This window comes from Kitasatospora sp. NPDC088160 (assembly GCF_044741445.1).
GTDB lineage: Bacteria > Actinomycetota > Actinomycetes > Streptomycetales > Streptomycetaceae > Kitasatospora.
The window spans coordinates 147982-163931 of sequence record NZ_JBIUSS010000019.1; the positions used below are offsets into that span (position 1 = coordinate 147982).

Here is a 15950-nt window from a genome sequence, read left to right on the forward strand (position 1 = left end):
GGGGCCACGGGTCACCGGGGGCCGATCAGGCCATGGTGTCCAGGATCTCCCGGACCATGTCCATCGTCGTGCCCGGGTGCAGGAAGGCGAAGCGGGCGACCGTCTCGCCGTCCCAGCCGGTGGGGGTGACGAAGCCGATCTGGTCCGCGAGCAGCTGTTGCGACCAGCGGTAGTAGTCCTCGTTGGTCCAGCCCTTGCGCTTGAAGCAGACGGCCGAGAGCTGCGGGTCGAACAGCAGCTCCAGGTGGTCGGTGTCGCGGATGAGCTGGGCGGTGTCCCGGGCGAGCGTGAGGCCGGCCTCGATGGCGTCGGTGTAGGCCTGGGTGCCGTGGACGGCGAGGGAGAACCACAGCGGCAGGCCGCGGGCGCGCCGGGTGAGGTGGTAGGCGTAGTCGGTGGGGTTCCACTCGTCGCCCTCGGTGTGCAGGACGTCGAGGTAGGAGGCGTCCTGGGTGTGCACGGCCCGGGCGAGCTGCGGGTTGCGGTAGATCAGCGCGGCGCAGTCGAAGGGGGCGAACAGCCACTTGTGCGGGTCGACGACGAAGGAGTCGGCGTGCTCGATGCCGTTGTAGCGCTCGCGCACCGAGGGGGCGAACAGGCCCGCGCCGCCGTAGGCGCCGTCGACGTGGAACCAGAGGTCCCGCTCGCGGGCGACCTCGGCCAGGCCCTTGAGGTCGTCGACGATGCCCTCGTTGGTCGTCCCGGCCGTGCCCACGACCGCGATGACGGTCTCCGGGTTCGGGTCGGCGGCCAGCGCGGCGCGCAGCGCCTCGCCGGTGAACCGGCGGTTCACGGTGGGGACCTTGAAGGCCTCGACGCCGATGATGTTGAAGGTGTTCTTGACCGAGGAGTGGACCTGGTCGGCGACGGCGATCCGCAGCCGCGCCTCCGGCCCGACGCCAAGCTTGCGGCGGGCGGTGTCGCGGGCGACGACGAGGGCGGAGAGGTTGCCCGCGGAGCCGCCGGAGACGAAGGTGCCGCCGGCCGAGGCGGGCAGGCCGGCGCGGTCGGCGATCAGGCGCAGCACCTGGTTCTCGGCGGCGATCGCGCCGGCCGCCTCCAGCCAGGAGATGCCCTGCAGGGACGCGCAGGAGACCACCATGTCGAAGAGCAGCGCGGCCTTGGTCGGGGCGCACGGGATGAACGACAGGTAGCGCGGGCTGTCGGCGGAGATCACCGCGCGGGACAGCTCGTGGTCGTAGAGCTTGAGCACGTCGGCGGGGGCGTTACCGTCCGCGTTCAGCAGACCGGCCAGCTGGGCGCGCAGGTGCTCGCCGTCACCGGGGTGGTCGAGCGGGACGGGGTCGTACTGCAGCCGGTCCCGCATGTAGTCGAAAACCAGGTCGACCAGTTCGTTGTCGGGCCGGTGCATGCGGTCGGGGGCTGCGGACACGGCTGTCCCTCTCGGCTGTGGGGTGTCGGGGGATGCCCGGTCGGCGGGGCGGTTCACCGCGTGGACCGGACGTGATCAGCGTAGGCAGCGGGAGGGGTTCGCCGCGCGTCGGAACCCGGCTGGTCAGGCAGCTTTCGGGCGTCTTCGGGCCGGTCCGCGCAGGATTCCTGCGCACCGGCCGGAGGGGGCCGGACGGGGGCCGGCGGGCTAGGGCGCGCCCTAGCCGATGAGCTGGGAGAGGACGACCGAGGAGCGGCTGCGCTGGACGCCGGGCTCGCGGCGGATGCGCTCGATGACGGCCTCCAGGTGCCGCATGTCGGCGGCGCGCAGGTGGACCAGGGCGTCCGGGTCGCCGGTGACCGTCCAGGCGGCGACCACCTCGGGGAACTGGCGCAGGCTGGCGAGGATCTCCTCGGGGGCGGTCCGCTCGCGGCAGTAGACCTCGACGAAGGCCTCGGTCTGCCAGCCGAGCACCGACGGGTCGAGCACCACGGTGAAGCCCCGCACCACGCCGCGCGCCCGCAGCCGGTCGATCCGGCGGCGCACGGCGGTGGCGGAGAGGTTGACCTGGAGGCCGATCTCGGCGTACGAGGCGCGGCCGTCGCGGCCGAGCCGGGCGAGCAGGAGCCGGTCGGTCTCGTCCAGGTCGGTCCCGACCACCTCGTGCGCTCGGCTGCTGGTCATCGGTGCGGGGCTCCACGGGTCGTACGGGTCGGTTGCGGCCTCGGGCGGCGGGCCCTCGGACGGAGGGCGGTAGGGGCGGCTGCCGAAACGGTTCGCCAACCATTCTGGCGGATGTCAGGAGCGAGTTCACCGCTGGCAGATGACGGCCGGTGGTCCGTCGGTGGTCCGCCGCCGGTCGGCAGCCGGTCCGCCGTCAGTCCGGCGTCAGTCCGCCGTCAGTCGGCCAGCAGGACGATCTTGCCCCGGGTGCGGCCCTCGGCGCTGAGCGCCTGGGCGGAGGCCGCCTGGGAGAGCGGGAAGGTGGAGGCGACGGTGACGGTCAGCCGGCCGTCGTCGGCCAGCGCAGCCAGTTCGGCGAGGTCCGCGGCGTCCGGGCGGACCCAGACGTAGTGGCCGCCGAGGGCCTTCACCCCGAAGTCGGTGATCGAGGCGATCCGGCTCTGGTCCGCCACCAGGCTCGCCGAGAGCGGGACGGCGCCGTGGCCGACCAGGTCGAGGGCCGCGTCGATCCCGCCCGGGGCGAGCGCCCGGACCCGGTCGGCCAGGCCCTCGCCGTAGAGCACCGGCTCGGCGCCGAGGCCGCGCAGGTAGTCGTGGTTGCGCTCGCCCGCGGTGCCGATCACCCGGGCTCCGAGGGCCCGGGCGATCTGGACGGCCAGGTGCCCGACCCCACCGGCCGCGGCGTGCACCAGCAGGGTCTCCCCCGCCCGCAGCCGCAGTGCCTTGAGGCTCTGCAGCGCGGTGAGCCCGGCCAGCGGCAGGCCGCCGGCCTGGGCCCAGTCCAGTGCGGCCGGCTTGCGGGCGAGGGTGCGGACCGGGGCGGAGACGAGTTCGGCGTAGGTGCCGTGCTCGACGGTGTCCTTGCGGACGTAGCCGTAGACCTCGTCGCCGGGCGCGAACTCGGTGACGCCGCCGCCGACGGCGCGGACCACGCCGGCCAGGTCCCAGCCCATGACGAGCGGGAAGTGCGCGTCCAGCAGGCCGTCCAGGGCGCCGTCCCGGATCTTCCAGTCCACCGGGTTCACCCCGGCCGCCCGCATCCGCACCAGGACCGAGTCCGGACCGACCTTGGGGTCGGGCAGGTCGGTGTACTCGACGACTTCGGGGCCGCCGTAGCGGTTGATCGCGATTGCCTTCATGGCCTCAGCCATACCCGGGCCCGGCCGGATATCGATTCGGCCACGCGAGGACCACCCCAAAACGGTCATCCGGTTCCGCCAGGGTCCGATTCGGCGAGCGGTTCTCGTCACATCGACAGGATGGCCATCGTCACTCTGACACCAACCGGTTATCATAGATAGCGTCAGATAGACGAAAAGGCTTCAGGCTTGATCGGCCGCACAGAAGGGCACCCGCCCGTGACCACCACCATCACCGAGACCCACGGCGTCGACCCCACTCCGACGCCGCTCGCTCTGCTGCTGCTCGGCCGCGAGGCCGACCCGAACAGCGAGCGCGGCGTCGAGTGCCCCGGCGACCTCCCCCCGGCCTCCGACCCGAACCTCGTCGAGCGCGCCCGCGCCGCCAAGGCCGCGCTCGGTGACCGCGTCTTCATCCTCGGACACCACTACCAGCGCGACGAGGTGATCGAGTTCGCCGACGTCACCGGCGACTCCTTCAAGCTCGCGCGGGACGCGGCGGCCCGCCCGGAGGCCGAGTACATCGTCTTCTGCGGCGTGCACTTCATGGCCGAGTCCGCCGACATCCTGACCGGCGACGCCCAGCAGGTCGTCCTCCCGGACCTCGCGGCCGGCTGCTCGATGGCCGACATGGCCACCGCCGAGCAGGTCGCCGAGTGCTGGGACGTGCTGACCGACGCCGGCATAGCCGACGTCACCGTCCCGGTCTCGTACATGAACTCCTCCGCCGACATCAAGGCCTTCACCGGCAAGCACGGCGGCACCATCTGCACCTCCTCCAACGCCGAACGCGCCCTGGAGTGGGCCTTCGAGCAGGGCCAGAAGGTCCTGTTCCTGCCCGACCAGCACCTCGGCCGCAACACCGCGGTGCGCGATCTGGGCCTCTCGCTGGACGACTGCGTCCTGTACAACCCGCACAAGCCGAACGGCGGCCTGACCGCCGAGCAGCTGCGGGACGCCAAGATGATCCTGTGGCGCGGCCACTGCTCGGTGCACGGCCGGTTCAGCGTGGACTCGGTGAACGACGTGCGCGAGCGGATCCCCGGCGTCACCGTGCTGGTGCACCCCGAGTGCAAGCACGAGGTCGTCTCGGCCGCCGACATGGTGGGCTCGACCGAGTACATCATCAAGGCGCTGGACGCCGCCGAGCCCGGCTCCAAGTGGGCCATCGGCACCGAGCTGAACCTGGTCCGCCGCCTGGCCAAGGCCCACCCGGACAAGGAGATCGTCTTCCTGGACCGGACGGTCTGCTTCTGCTCCACCATGAACCGGATCGACCTGCCGCACCTCGTCTGGGCGCTGGAGTCGCTGGTCGAGGGCCGGGTGCCGAACGTGATCACCGTCGACCCGGAGACCGAGAAGTACGCCAAGGCGGCGCTGGACCGGATGCTGGCCCTGCCGTAGCCGGCCCGGCCGCCGGGACACGACGAAGGGCGGGTCCCCTCCCACCGGAGGGGACCCGCCCTTTCGTCTGGCACCGGCCGCGGCGGCTACTCGGGGTAGCCCGGGATCACACCCTCGCCGTCGGCCATCAACATCTCGCGGACCTCGTCGATCGTCGCCTCGGCGCTCGGCAGGATCAGCTCGGACGGCGCCAGTGAATCCAGCGGCACCGGAGTGCCGAACTGCTTCACCGCGTCCAGCAGCTTGCCGTAGGCCCGACGGAAGTGCTCCTCGTCCCCCGACTCCACTGCGGTGACGAGCTCGGCGTCGAGCTCGTTGAGCAGGTTCAGGTGGGACTCGCCCACCTCGTACTGCCCCTCACCCATGACCCTCATGATCATGCCGTGCGTCTCCCTGGTTCGTGGGATGGAGCTCAGATCACTTGTTGTAGTTGATGCGCGGGGTGTCCTGCTGCGGCTGGGCCTGCGGCTGCTGCGAATTGCCCTGCTCGATCGCGGCCGGACCGGAGGACGGGCCCCCCAGCTCGGCCTTCATCCGGGCCAGCTCCAGCTCGACGTCGGTGCCGCCGGCCACCCGCTCCAGCTCGGCCTCGATGTCGTCCTTGCGGCCGAGACCGCTGGAGTCGTCGAGCGCACCGGACGCCAGCAGCTCGTCGATCGCACCGGCCCGGGCCTGCATCTGGGCCGTCTTGTCCTCGGCCCGCTGGATGGCCAGGCCGACGTCGCCCATCTCCTCCGAGATCCCGGAGAAGGACTCGGCGATGCGGGTCTGCGCCTGAGCGGCGGTGTAGGTGGCCTTGATGGTCTCCTTCTTGGTGCGGAAGGCGTCCACCTTGGCCTGCAGCCGCTGGGAGGCGAGCGTGAGCTTCTCCTCCTCGCCCTGGAGGGCCTGGTACTGCGTCTCCAGGTCGGTGATCTGGGACTGCATGTTGGCCCGGCGGGTCAGCGCCTCGCGCGCGAGGTCCTCGCGGCCCAGGGACAGCGCCTTGCGGCCCTGGTCCTCGTACTTCGCCGACTGCTGCTGGAGCTGGGTCAGCTGGAGTTCCAGGCGCTTGCGCGAGGTCGCGACGTCCGCGACGCCACGCCGTACCTTCTGCAGCAGTTCGAGCTGCTTCTGGTAGGAGTAGTCGAGCGTCTCTCGGGGATCCTCCGCCCGGTCCAAGGCCTTGTTCGCCTTGGAGCGGAAGATCAACCCCATACGCTTCATGATTCCGTCGCTCATGGGCCTCGGGTGCCCCCTTCTCCGGCCTGCGGTCTCTATCTCGATACCAGACACGACGAGTGTATGTGCAGCGAGCCCGTCGCCGCAGTGCACCTGCCTGCTACAAGACTGCTACAGCGACCAGCGGAGTTCCTCCTCCCCCGGGTGGATCCGCCTCTCATCCCCTCCATAGTCCATCCGATTGATCCCCTACGGGAAGGGGCCGGGAAACCCCGGCGGGCGCCGACCTCGCGGATTGATACGCGTTTGGGTCCGAGGGGACCCCGAGAAGCCGCCCGGCACCCCGTACGCTGGTGGTGTGTTCCGACGCCGTTCAGATGATGCAGCCGCCTCCGCCACCGTGCTGGAGAAGCCGGACGAGACCCGCCACCCCCAGGCCAAGAAGGGCCGGCCAACGCCCAAGCGCAGTGAGGCCGAGGCCAACCGGCGCACCCGGGTGACGGTGCCCAAGGACCGCAAGGAGGCCGCCCGCCAGGCCCGCGAGCGGATGCGCTCCGAGCGCGAGAAGCAGCGCACCGCGCTGCTGGAGGGCGACGAGCGCCACCTGCCGGCCCGTGACAAGGGCCCGGTGCGCAAGTTCGCCCGCGACTACGTGGACGCCCGCTGGTCGCTCGCCGAGTTCTTCCTGCCCGCCGCCGTGGTCATCCTGGTGCTGAGCATCATCAAGGTGCCCGCCATCCAGCTGCTGTCCACGCTGCTGTTCCTGCTGTTCTTCGTGCTGGTGATCCTGGACTTCGTCCGCCTCGGCTTCGGTCTGCGCAAGCAGTTCGCCGAGCGCTTCGCCGGCCAGAACACCCGCGGCGCGGTCGCCTACGGCCTGATGCGCATCCTGCAGATGCGCCGGCTGCGACTGCCCAAGCCGCAGGTGCGGCGCGGAGAGAAGCCCTGACCGCCGAACCGGTGGACTCCGGCTGGGCCCCCCCTTCCTGGGAGGGGCCCGGCCTGTACGCGTTGCCGGGGCAGGGGGACGGCGGCCACGACCGGATCGGCCAGGAGCGCCGGCTGCCCTCGCGCAGCGGCTCCTTCGCCGGCGGTACCGGCGCCTGGCTGGACCGGCTCGGCGGACTGCGCGACTTCGTCCGCCAGGAACTGGTCTCCCGGCAGCTCGCCGAGCAGCTGGCCGGCCGCACCGCGCAGCGCGTCCTCGACATCGGCTGCGGCCAGGGCACCCAGGCGCTGCGCCTGGCCCGGGCCGGCCACTACGTCACCGGCATCGACTCCGACCCGGTCGCGCTCGGCGTCGCCCAGGGGGCGCTCGCCGAGGAACCGCCGGAGGTTGCCGGCCGGCTGCAACTGCTCAGCGGCGACGCCCACCAGTGCGGGCGCTGGTTCGGCCCGCGCAGCTTCGACGTGGTGCTCTGCCACGGCGTCCTGATGTACCTGCCCGCCCCCGACCCGATGATCGCCTCGCTGGCCCGGCTGCTGGCCCCGGGCGGGCTGCTCTCGCTGCTGGTCCGCAACCGCGACGCGCTCGCCCTGCGGCCCGCCGCCGCCGGGGACTGGCGGGCCGCCCTTCACGCCTTCGAGAGCGACCGGTACTACAACCGGCTCGGGCTGGCCGCCCGCGCCGACCGCCTCGCCGACCTCACCGTCACCCTCTCCGAGGTGTCGGTGCCGCTGAAGCACTGGTACGGCGTACGGGTCTTCACCGACAACGCGCCCGACGACGCGGCCCCGCCGGTGGACGGGCGGCAGCTCGCCCAGCTGCTGGAGGCCGAGGACCGGGCCGGCCGCACCGACCCGTACCGGCAGGTCGCCGCGCTGCTGCACGTGGTCGGCGCCAAGTAGCGGCCCCGCGACGGCGGTTACGCCTCGTGCAGGCTCATCGAGTAGATCACCCGGTCGTCGTCCAGCAGGACCGCCGTGTCGATGCCGTCCTCGGCGAGCTGCTTCCAGGACTCCCCGATCCAGGTCTCGGCGTCCCCCTGACCGGCGAACTCCTCCTGAGCGCCCTCCGGCACCACCGCGGTGCCGTCCGCCTTCTCGTACCGCCACGTCCAGACCATGCCCGGCTCCTCCCACCGACGACGCTGCCTGCGTGCTGCGCACCTTAGCCTGCCCGGCCCGATCTTCCGTATGCCTGGCCGGACGGTCCGGATGCCCGGTCGGGCAGGATGGGCGGCATGGCGATCCACCACCCGCTCCCCCGCACGCTGCTGCTCGGCGGCGCCCGCTCCGGCAAGTCCACCCGGGCCGAGCAGCTGCTCGCCGACCACCCGGACGTCCTGTACGTGGCCACCGGCGGCGCCCGGGACGGCGACGCCGAGTGGGCCCAGCGGGTCGCGCTGCACCGCGAGCGGCGGCCGGCGAGCTGGCGCACCGCCGAGACCTGCGACCTGGAGGCCGTGCTGGCCGACCGGACCGACCCGGCGCCGGTGCTGGTCGACTGCCTGGCGCTGTGGCTGACCGCCGTGATGGACGAGTGCGGCGCCTGGGACGACGCGGTCTGGGCGGCGGGTGGGGAGGCCGCCGTCCAGCGGCGCTGCGAGGCCCTGGCGCGGGCCTGGGCGGCCACCGGGCGCACGGCCGTCGCGGTCAGCAACGAGGTCGGGATGGGCGTCGTCCCGGCGACCGCCGCCGGCCGGCGCTTCCGCGACACCCTGGGCCGGCTGAACATGGCCGTGGCGGACGCCTCCGAGCGTGTGCTGCTGGTCGTGGCCGGGCAGGTTCTGACCGTCAAGCCAGCCGCCGCCTGAACATCTGCGGCGTGTAGCCTTCCGGACGATGGACACGACCGTGGATCTCGATACGTTCTCCTCGCTCGTCGAGCGCCCCGACGAGAGCGCCCGACGGGCCGCCGAGGAACGCTGGCAGGAGGCCGGCCGGCCGCGCGGCGGGCTCGGCAAGCTGGAGGAGCTGGGCAGCTGGCTGTCGTCCGTACAGGGGCGATCCCCCGTGCGGCCGGTGTCGGCCCCCAAGGTGCTGCTGTTCGCCGCCGACCACGGCGTGGCCGCGCTCGGGGTGTCCCGGCTGCCCGCCAAGGGCGGCACCGCCGCGCGGGTGCGCGCCGTCCTGGACGGCACCGCGCCGGTCACCCGGCTGGCCCGGCGCTACGGCGCCGAGGTGCGGGTCGTCGACGTCGCGGTGGACGCCGACCCCGCCGACTTCCCGGACGACGTGGTCACCCACCGGATCCGGCGCGGCTCCGGCCGGATCGACGTCGAGGACGCGCTCACCCCCGAGGAGACCGCGCGGGCCTTCCGGGCCGGCATGGCCGTCGCCGACGAGGAGGCCGACGCCGGCACCGACCTGGTGCTGCTCGGCGACCTCGGCGTCGGCGCCACCACCGTCGCCGCCGTCCTGGTCGGCGCGCTGTGCGGGACGGACGCGGCTGCCGTCACCGGGCGCGGCTCGGGCGTCGACGACCGGGTCTGGATGGTCAAGTGCGCCACCATCCGCGACTCCCTGCGGCGGGCCCGGCCCGTCCTCGGCGACCAGCTGGCGCTGCTCGGCGCCACCGGCGGGGCCGACTTCGCGGCGATCACCGGCTTCCTGCTCCAGGCCGCGGCGCGACGGCTCCCGGTGGTGCTGGACGGCGTCGTCTCGGCGGCCTGCGCGCTGGTCGCGCAGCGGATCGCCTTCCGGGCGCCGGAGTGGTGGCGGGCCGGGCAGTCGAGCGGCGAGCCCGCCCAGGCCAAGGCCTACGACCGCCTCACCCTGACGCCGTTGCAGGACCAGGGGATCACCATGGGCGAGGGCCTCGGCGCGCTGCTGGCCCTACCTCTGCTCCAGGCCGCGGGCGACGCGCTCGCGGACGAGGCCCCGCGGCCGTTCGTGCCGTCGGCGCCGAAGGAGCAGCCGAAGCTGCCGTCGGCGGCGGACCTGCTGCGGCGGCTGTAGGAACCCGCAGCAACCCGTGGCACCAGGATCATGGGCGCCCCGTCCGGCACATCGGACGGGGCGCTTCCGTTCGGAGGGAAACACGTCGTGCAGGGCGCCAGTTGGGCCGAGGGGCTCCGGTTCGGGTTCGGGACGCTGTCCGTGCTGCGGGTGCGGGTGGAGCGGTGGGACCGGGCCGCGGCGGCGCGGGCGATGACGGCGGCCCCGGTGGTGGGGCTGGTGCTCGGCGCGGCGGGCGCCGGGGCGGGGGCGCTGGTGGCCTGGCGGGCCGGCGGGCTGCTCGGGGCGGTGGCGGCGGTGGGGGTGCTGGCCGCGCTCACCCGGGGGCTGCACCTGGACGGTCTGGCGGACGTGGCCGACGGCCTGGGCAGCGGGAAGCCGGCCGAGGACGCGCTGCGCATCATGAAGCAGTCCGACATCGGCCCGTTCGGCGTCCTGACCCTCGTTCTCGTGCTGCTGGCCCAGATCGCGGCGCTGGCCGGACAGTTCGCCGAGTCGACCACGCGCGGCGCGCTCGCGGTGCTGGCGTCGGCGGTGACCGCGCGGTGCGCGCTCGCCTGGGGCTGCCTGCGGTCGGTGCCGGCCGCCCGGCCGGGCGGCCTGGGCGCGATGGTGGCGGGCACCGTGGCACCCGCCGGAGCGGTCGCGGGGACGGCCGCCGCGGCGCTCGCCCTGGCCGCACTCGGACTGTTTGACGGATCGTCAATCCTCCGTCTCCCCCTGTCCGTTGTGCTCGGCGTCGGATGCGCCCAGCTGCTGCTCCGGCGCTGCGTACGGCGGTTCGACGGAATCACCGGGGACGTGCTCGGCGCGATGGCGGAAACCGCCGCGACCGCCTCGCTGTTCGCCCTGGCGTTGCTCGGCTGATACCGGGCGGCGCGTGATCCCACCATGCGGACTACCATGCGGGGAGCACCGCAGCCCTGCACCGTCGCAGGTCCTGCCCGCCCGGCGTGACCCGAGGAGCCGGGGCCTCTGGTGTGCGTGGCCGCGACCTGCGCGGGTGCGCGCGCCAGGGGGCCCGGACCCGGAGCGTGCCGGGCGGTCCGGCCTGCGACGGCGGGTTGCGCCGGTGCGGCAGCCTCGCCGCAACCGGCCGTGGACCGCGAAAGAACAGGACGCATTACGTGACTGCATTGTCTGTGAGCACCTCCTCCGCCGCCTCGCTGCGCGCGGACGCCCTGGTGGTCGGTGTCGCCAAGGGCCCCAAGGGCATCGTGCTGGCCCCCGGCTCCGAGGCCGTGAACGAGGCGTTCGAGGGCAAGCTGACCGAGGTCCTCAGCACCCTGGGCGCGACCGGCGCCGAGGGCGAGGCCGTCAAGGTGCCCTCCCCCGCCGGCCTGAAGGCCGCGCTCGTGCTCGCGGTCGGCCTCGGCGAGGCCGCCGAGGCCGGCTACCAGCTGGAGGCGCTGCGCCGCGCCGCTGGTGTCGCCGCCCGCACCCTGGCCGGCGCCAAGAAGGCCGCGCTGGCCCTGCCGACCGAGTCCGCGGACGAGGTCGAGGCCGTCGCGCTGGGCGGCCTGCTCGGCTCGTACGCCTTCGGCACCTACAAGGCCGACGGCAGCGGCAAGGAGCCGGTCGGCGAGCTGGTCGTGCTGGCCCCCCGCAAGGGCAGCAAGGACGCCAAGGCGGCCGTGGAGCGCGCCGCCGCGGTCGGCGAGGAGATGAACCGGGCCCGTGACCTGGTCAACACCGCGCCGAACGACCTGAACCCGAAGAGCTTCGCCGCGATCGCCCAGGCGGCCGGCAAGGAGCACGGCCTCAAGGTCGAGGTGCTGGACGAGAAGGCGCTGCTCAAGGGCGGCTTCGGCGGCCTGCTGGGCGTCGGCAACGGCTCGGCCAACCCGCCGCGACTGGTGAAGGTGGCCTACACCCACCCGAAGGCGAAGGCCACGCTGGCCTTCATCGGCAAGGGCATCACCTACGACTCGGGCGGCATCTCGCTGAAGCCGGCCGGCCACAACGAGACCATGAAGTGCGACATGGCCGGCGCCGCCGCCGTGTTCGCCGCCGTGGTGGCCGCCAAGCGCCTGGGCCTGGCCGTCAACGTGACCGGCTGGCTGGCGCTGGCCGAGAACATGCCGTCCGGCTCCGCCACCCGCCCCGGCGACGTGCTGCGCATGTACGGCGGCAAGACCGTCGAGGTGCTGAACACCGACGCCGAGGGCCGTCTGGTGCTGGCCGACGCGATCGTGCGCGCCGGCGAGGAGAACCCGGACGTCATCGTCGACGTGGCGACCCTGACCGGCGCCATGGTGCTGGCCCTGGGCAACCGCACCTTCGGCGTGATGTCCAACAACGACGAGCTGCGCGAGACCCTGCACACCGTCTCGGGCGAGGTCGGCGAGCAGTCCTGGCCGATGCCGCTGCCGGCCGAGCTGCGCAAGGGCATGACCGAGTCGACCATCGCCGACCTGGCGAACATGGGCGAGCGGATGGGCGGCGGCCTGGTGGCCGGCCTGTTCCTGAAGGAGTTCGTGGCCGAGGGCATCGACTGGGCGCACCTGGACATCGCCGGCCCGGCGTTCCACGAGAGCGCGCCGTTCGGCTACACCCCGAAGGGCGGCACCGCGAGCGCGGTGCGCACCCTGGTCCGGTTCGCCGAGCAGACCGCGGCGGGCAACAAGGCCTGATCAGGCACTGAGTCGACGGGGGTCCGGCGCGCGTGCGCCGGGCCCCCGTCGGCGTTCGCGCGCCGGCGCCGGTTACCCGCGAGTAGGCCGGGACCCCGCCCCGCACCTCTGTTCGCTGCGGGCGAAACTTTGTTCCACCCTGCGGAAGACATGGCGCCGCAGGGCTGCGCCGACGCCCGTCCGGCGGCTGTCAACCCCGCGTTGAGCTGCAATGATGCCCTTCCGTCGGGGGTATTCCCGCCCCGGTGACCGCTCTGTGGGACACCCCTGGGGTGGACCCGGACATCAGCCACCGCGAACAAGTGCGAAGATGTATTTCCGGCACGACTGGGCGCCTCACAAAGGCTTCCGACCCACCGGACCGCGACCGGCCCGGCGACCCACCCCATTGCATGGAGGACGTGACGTGGCGAACGACGCCAGCACCGTTTTCGACGTAGTCATTCTCGGAGGCGGAAGCGGCGGTTACGCCGCGGCGCTCCGCGCCGCTCAGCTGGGCCTGAGCGTCGCCCTGGTCGAGAAGGGGGAGCTGGGCGGCACCTGCCTGCACCGCGGCTGCATCCCGACCAAGGCTCTGCTGCACGCCGCCGAGATCGCGGACGAGACGAAGGAGGCCGCCGAGTTCGGCGTTCTGGCCACCTTCCAGGGCATCGACATCAACGGCGTCCACAAGTACAAGGACGACGTCATCGCCGGCCTGTACAAGGGCCTCCAGGGCCTGGTCGCCTCCCGCAAGGTCACCTTCATCCAGGGCGCGGGCAAGCTCTCCTCGCAGACCTCGGTGGACGTCAACGGCCAGCGCATCGAGGGCCGCCACATCGTCCTGGCCACCGGCTCCGTGCCGCGCTCGATCCCGGGCCTGGAGATCGACGGCAACCGCGTGATCTCCTCGGACCACGCCCTCAAGCTCGACCGCATCCCGAAGTCGGCCGTCATCCTCGGCGGCGGCGTGATCGGCGTCGAGTTCGCCTCGGTCTGGAAGTCCTTCGGCGTCGAGGTCACCATCGTCGAGGCGCTGCCGCACCTCGTCCCGCTGGAGGACGAGAACTCCTCCAAGCTGCTGGAGCGCGCGTTCCGCAAGCGCGGCATCAAGTTCGAGCTGAAGGCCCGCTTCTCGGGCGTCGAGTACACCGAGGCCGGTGTCCGCGTCTCCACCGAGAACGGCAAGCAGATCGACGCCGACCTGCTGCTCGTCGCCATCGGCCGCGGCCCGGTCTCGTCCGGCCTCGGCTACGAGGAGAACGGCGTCGCGATGGACCGCGGCTACGTCCTGGTCGACGAGTACATGCGCACCAACGTGCCCACCATCTCGGCCGTCGGCGACCTCGCCCCGACCCTGCAGCTGGCCCACGTCGGCTTCGCCGAGGGCATCCTGGTCGCCGAGCGCCTGGCCGGCCTCAAGCCGGTGCCGATCGACTACGACGGCGTCCCGCGCGTGACCTACTCCAACCCCGAGGTGGCCTCCGTCGGCATCTCCGAGGCCAAGGCCGTCGAGCTGTACGGCAAGGAGAAGGTCGTCACCCTCAAGTACAACCTGGCCGGCAACGGCAAGAGCAAGATCCTGAAGACCGCCGGCGAGATCAAGCTCGTCCAGGTCAAGGACGGCGCCGTGGTCGGCGTCCACATGGTCGGCGCCCGCATGGGCGAGCAGGTCGGCGAAGCTCAGCTGATCTACAACTGGGAGGCCCTGCCGGCCGAGGTCGCGCAGCTCATCCACGCGCACCCGACCCAGTCCGAGGCCCTGGGCGAGGCGCACCTGGCGCTGGCCGGCAAGCCGCTGCACGCGCACGACTGATCACGCCACCACCCCCCATTTCCAGTACGCAAGACTTGATAGGAGTCGCTGAAACCATGGCGGTCTCAGTAACACTGCCCGCGCTGGGCGAGAGCGTTTCCGAGGGCACCGTCACCCGTTGGCTGAAGGCCGAGGGTGAGCGTGTCGAGGTCGACGAGCCGCTGCTCGAGGTGTCGACCGACAAGGTCGACACCGAGATCCCGTCGCCGGCCTCCGGCATCCTGGCCTCGATCAAGGTCGGCGAGGACGAGACCGTCGACGTCGGCGCCGAGCTGGCGATCATCGACGACGGCTCCGGTGCCCCGGTCGCCGCTGCGGCCCCGGTCGCCGAGGCCGCGCCCGTCGCCGCCCCGGCCCCGGTCGTGGAGGCGCCCGCCGCCCCCGCCCCGGTCGCCGCTGCCGCCCCGGCGGCTCCGGCTGCCGCTCCGGCTGCCGACGCCACCCCGGTCCTGCTGCCCGCGCTGGGCGAGTCGGTCACCGAGGGCACCGTCACCCGTTGGCTGAAGGCCGAGGGCGAGACGGTCGAGGTCGACGAGCCGCTGCTCGAGGTCTCCACCGACAAGGTCGACACCGAGATCCCGTCGCCGATCGCCGGTGTCGTGGTGAAGATCCTGGTCGGCGAGGACGAGACCGCCGAGGTCGGCGCCCAGCTCGCGCTGATCGGTGCCGCGGGTGCCGTCGCCGCCGCCCCGGCCCCGGTCGCCGCCCCGGCCCCCGTGGCTGCCCCGGCTCCGGTCGCCGCTCCGGCTCCGGTGGCCGCTCCGGCTGCCCCGGCCCCCGTCGCTCCGGCCGCGCCGGCTCCGGTCGCCGCCGCGCCGGCCCCGGTGGCCCCGGCCGCGCCCGCTCCGGTCGCCGCTCCGGCTCCCGTCGCCCCGGCCGCGCCGGCTGCCCCGGTGGCCGACGCCGGTGACGCCTACGTCACCCCGCTGGTGCGCAAGCTCGCCGCCGAGCACGGTGTCGAGCTGTCCTCCGTCGCCGGTACCGGCGTCGGCGGCCGCATCCGCAAGCAGGACGTCGTCGCCGCCGCGGAGGCCGCCAAGGCCGCCCCGGCCCCGGTCGCCGCCGCCGCTCCGGCCGCTGCGCCGAAGGCCGCCGCCGCGCCGTCCGCCCTGCGCGGCCAGACGGTCAAGATGACCCGCATGCGCAAGGTCATCGGCGACAACATGCTGAAGGCCCTGCACGAGCAGGCCCAGCTGACCAGCGTGGTCGAGGTGGACGTCACCAAGATCATGTCGCTGCGCGGCAAGGCCAAGGAGGGCTTCCTCGCCCGCGAGGGCGTCAAGCTGTCCCCGATGCCGTTCTTCGTCAAGGCCGCCGCCCAGGCGCTGAAGACCCACGCGGTCGTCAACGCCCGGATCAACGAGGCCGAGGGCACCATCACCTACTTCGACACCGAGAACATCGGTATCGCGGTGGACTCCGAGAAGGGTCTGATGACCCCGGTCATCAAGGGTGCGGGCGACCTCAACATCGCCGGCATCTCGAAGAAGACCGCCGAGCTGGCCGCCAAGGTCCGCGACAGCAAGATCACCCCGGACGAGCTGTCCGGCGCCACCTTCACCATCAGCAACACCGGCTCGCGCGGTGCGCTGTTCGACACCGTGATCGTGCCGCCGAACCAGGTCGCCATCCTGGGCATCGGTGCCACCGTCAAGCGCCCGGTGGTCATCGAGGCCGACGGCGGCACCGCCATCGGCATCCGTGACATGACCTACCTGTCGCTCTCCTACGACCACCGCCTGGTGGACGGCGCCGACGCCGCCCGCTACCTGGTCGCGGTCAAGGAGATCCTGGAGGCCGGCGAGTTCGAGGTCGAGCTCGGCCTGTAAGGCACTGCCGGT

At 72.9% G+C, this 15950-nt stretch carries 14 protein-coding genes and 1 pseudogene; 9 read left to right on the forward strand and 6 right to left on the reverse strand.

The genetic code is table 11. The annotated features are described in order from the left end of the window. Positions 1–25: 25 nt before the first annotated feature. From ACIOGZ_RS27990 to ACIOGZ_RS28000, 3 genes are all read right to left on the reverse strand, one after another. The gene (locus ACIOGZ_RS27990) at positions 26–1393 is read right to left on the reverse strand and encodes a pyridoxal-dependent decarboxylase (RefSeq protein ID WP_244293334.1); all 1368 of its coding nucleotides are present in this window, start codon (positions 1391–1393) and stop codon (positions 26–28) included. Positions 1394–1612: 219 nt separating this feature from the next. Next, positions 1613–2077 (reverse strand): Lrp/AsnC family transcriptional regulator, encoded by a 465-nt coding sequence (locus ACIOGZ_RS27995; protein WP_363580968.1) that lies wholly within the window; start codon positions 2075–2077, stop codon positions 1613–1615. A 215-nt stretch (positions 2078–2292) separates the two neighbouring features. Then, positions 2293–3216 (reverse strand): NADP-dependent oxidoreductase, encoded by a 924-nt coding sequence (locus ACIOGZ_RS28000; RefSeq protein WP_363580966.1) that lies wholly within the window; start codon positions 3214–3216, stop codon positions 2293–2295. A gap of 219 nt (positions 3217–3435) precedes the next feature. Here ACIOGZ_RS28000 and nadA point away from each other — a divergent pair, with 219 nt between their 5' ends. Then, the gene (nadA, locus tag ACIOGZ_RS28005; protein ID WP_400333622.1) at positions 3436–4620 is read left to right on the forward strand and encodes a quinolinate synthase NadA; all 1185 of its coding nucleotides are present in this window, start codon (positions 3436–3438) and stop codon (positions 4618–4620) included. 86 nt (positions 4621–4706) lie between these two features. Here the strand turns inward: nadA and ACIOGZ_RS28010 are convergent, their stop codons facing one another. After that, a complete protein-coding gene (locus tag ACIOGZ_RS28010) occupies positions 4707–5000 on the reverse strand; it encodes a hypothetical protein (protein WP_363622262.1) in 294 nt (97 codons plus the stop codon). A 37-nt stretch (positions 5001–5037) separates the two neighbouring features. After that, the gene (locus ACIOGZ_RS28015) at positions 5038–5841 is read right to left on the reverse strand and encodes a PspA/IM30 family protein (RefSeq protein WP_363580962.1); all 804 of its coding nucleotides are present in this window, start codon (positions 5839–5841) and stop codon (positions 5038–5040) included. A 298-nt stretch (positions 5842–6139) separates the two neighbouring features. Between ACIOGZ_RS28015 and ACIOGZ_RS28020 the strand changes: the two genes are divergently transcribed. Both ACIOGZ_RS28020 and ACIOGZ_RS28025 read left to right on the forward strand, forming a co-directional pair. Further along, the gene (locus tag ACIOGZ_RS28020) at positions 6140–6730 is read left to right on the forward strand and encodes a DUF3043 domain-containing protein (protein WP_350886323.1); all 591 of its coding nucleotides are present in this window, start codon (positions 6140–6142) and stop codon (positions 6728–6730) included. A gap of 158 nt (positions 6731–6888) precedes the next feature. Next, the gene (locus tag ACIOGZ_RS28025; protein ID WP_400805697.1) at positions 6889–7629 is read left to right on the forward strand and encodes a class I SAM-dependent methyltransferase; all 741 of its coding nucleotides are present in this window, start codon (positions 6889–6891) and stop codon (positions 7627–7629) included. Between the two features lie 17 nt (positions 7630–7646). Here the strand turns inward: ACIOGZ_RS28025 and ACIOGZ_RS28030 are convergent, their stop codons facing one another. Beyond that, on the reverse strand, positions 7647–7847 hold the full coding sequence (locus ACIOGZ_RS28030; RefSeq protein ID WP_350886321.1) for a hypothetical protein: 201 nt from the start codon (positions 7845–7847) through the stop codon (positions 7647–7649). 78 nt (positions 7848–7925) lie between these two features. Here ACIOGZ_RS28030 and cobU point away from each other — a divergent pair. The 6 genes and pseudogenes from cobU to sucB form a co-directional block, all read left to right on the forward strand. Continuing rightward, positions 7926–8537, forward strand: a pseudogene (gene cobU, locus ACIOGZ_RS28035) (bifunctional adenosylcobinamide kinase/adenosylcobinamide-phosphate guanylyltransferase); the annotation flags it as partial. Between the two features lie 28 nt (positions 8538–8565). Further along, positions 8566–9681: a nicotinate-nucleotide--dimethylbenzimidazole phosphoribosyltransferase gene (locus tag ACIOGZ_RS28040; RefSeq protein WP_363628804.1), complete on the forward strand. Its 1116-nt coding sequence runs from the start codon at positions 8566–8568 to the stop codon at positions 9679–9681. 87 nt (positions 9682–9768) lie between these two features. Then, a complete protein-coding gene (locus ACIOGZ_RS28045) occupies positions 9769–10548 on the forward strand; it encodes an adenosylcobinamide-GDP ribazoletransferase (protein ID WP_363580958.1) in 780 nt (259 codons plus the stop codon). Positions 10549–10808: 260 nt separating this feature from the next. Continuing rightward, the gene (locus tag ACIOGZ_RS28050; RefSeq protein WP_363580956.1) at positions 10809–12314 is read left to right on the forward strand and encodes a leucyl aminopeptidase; all 1506 of its coding nucleotides are present in this window, start codon (positions 10809–10811) and stop codon (positions 12312–12314) included. A gap of 406 nt (positions 12315–12720) precedes the next feature. After that, on the forward strand, positions 12721–14109 hold the full coding sequence (lpdA, locus tag ACIOGZ_RS28055) for a dihydrolipoyl dehydrogenase (protein WP_363580954.1): 1389 nt from the start codon (positions 12721–12723) through the stop codon (positions 14107–14109). Between the two features lie 56 nt (positions 14110–14165). After that, complete coding sequence (gene sucB, locus ACIOGZ_RS28060; RefSeq protein WP_363628806.1) at positions 14166–15938, forward strand: 2-oxoglutarate dehydrogenase, E2 component, dihydrolipoamide succinyltransferase; 1773 nt, start codon at positions 14166–14168, stop codon at positions 15936–15938. Positions 15939–15950: the final 12 nt, after the last annotated feature.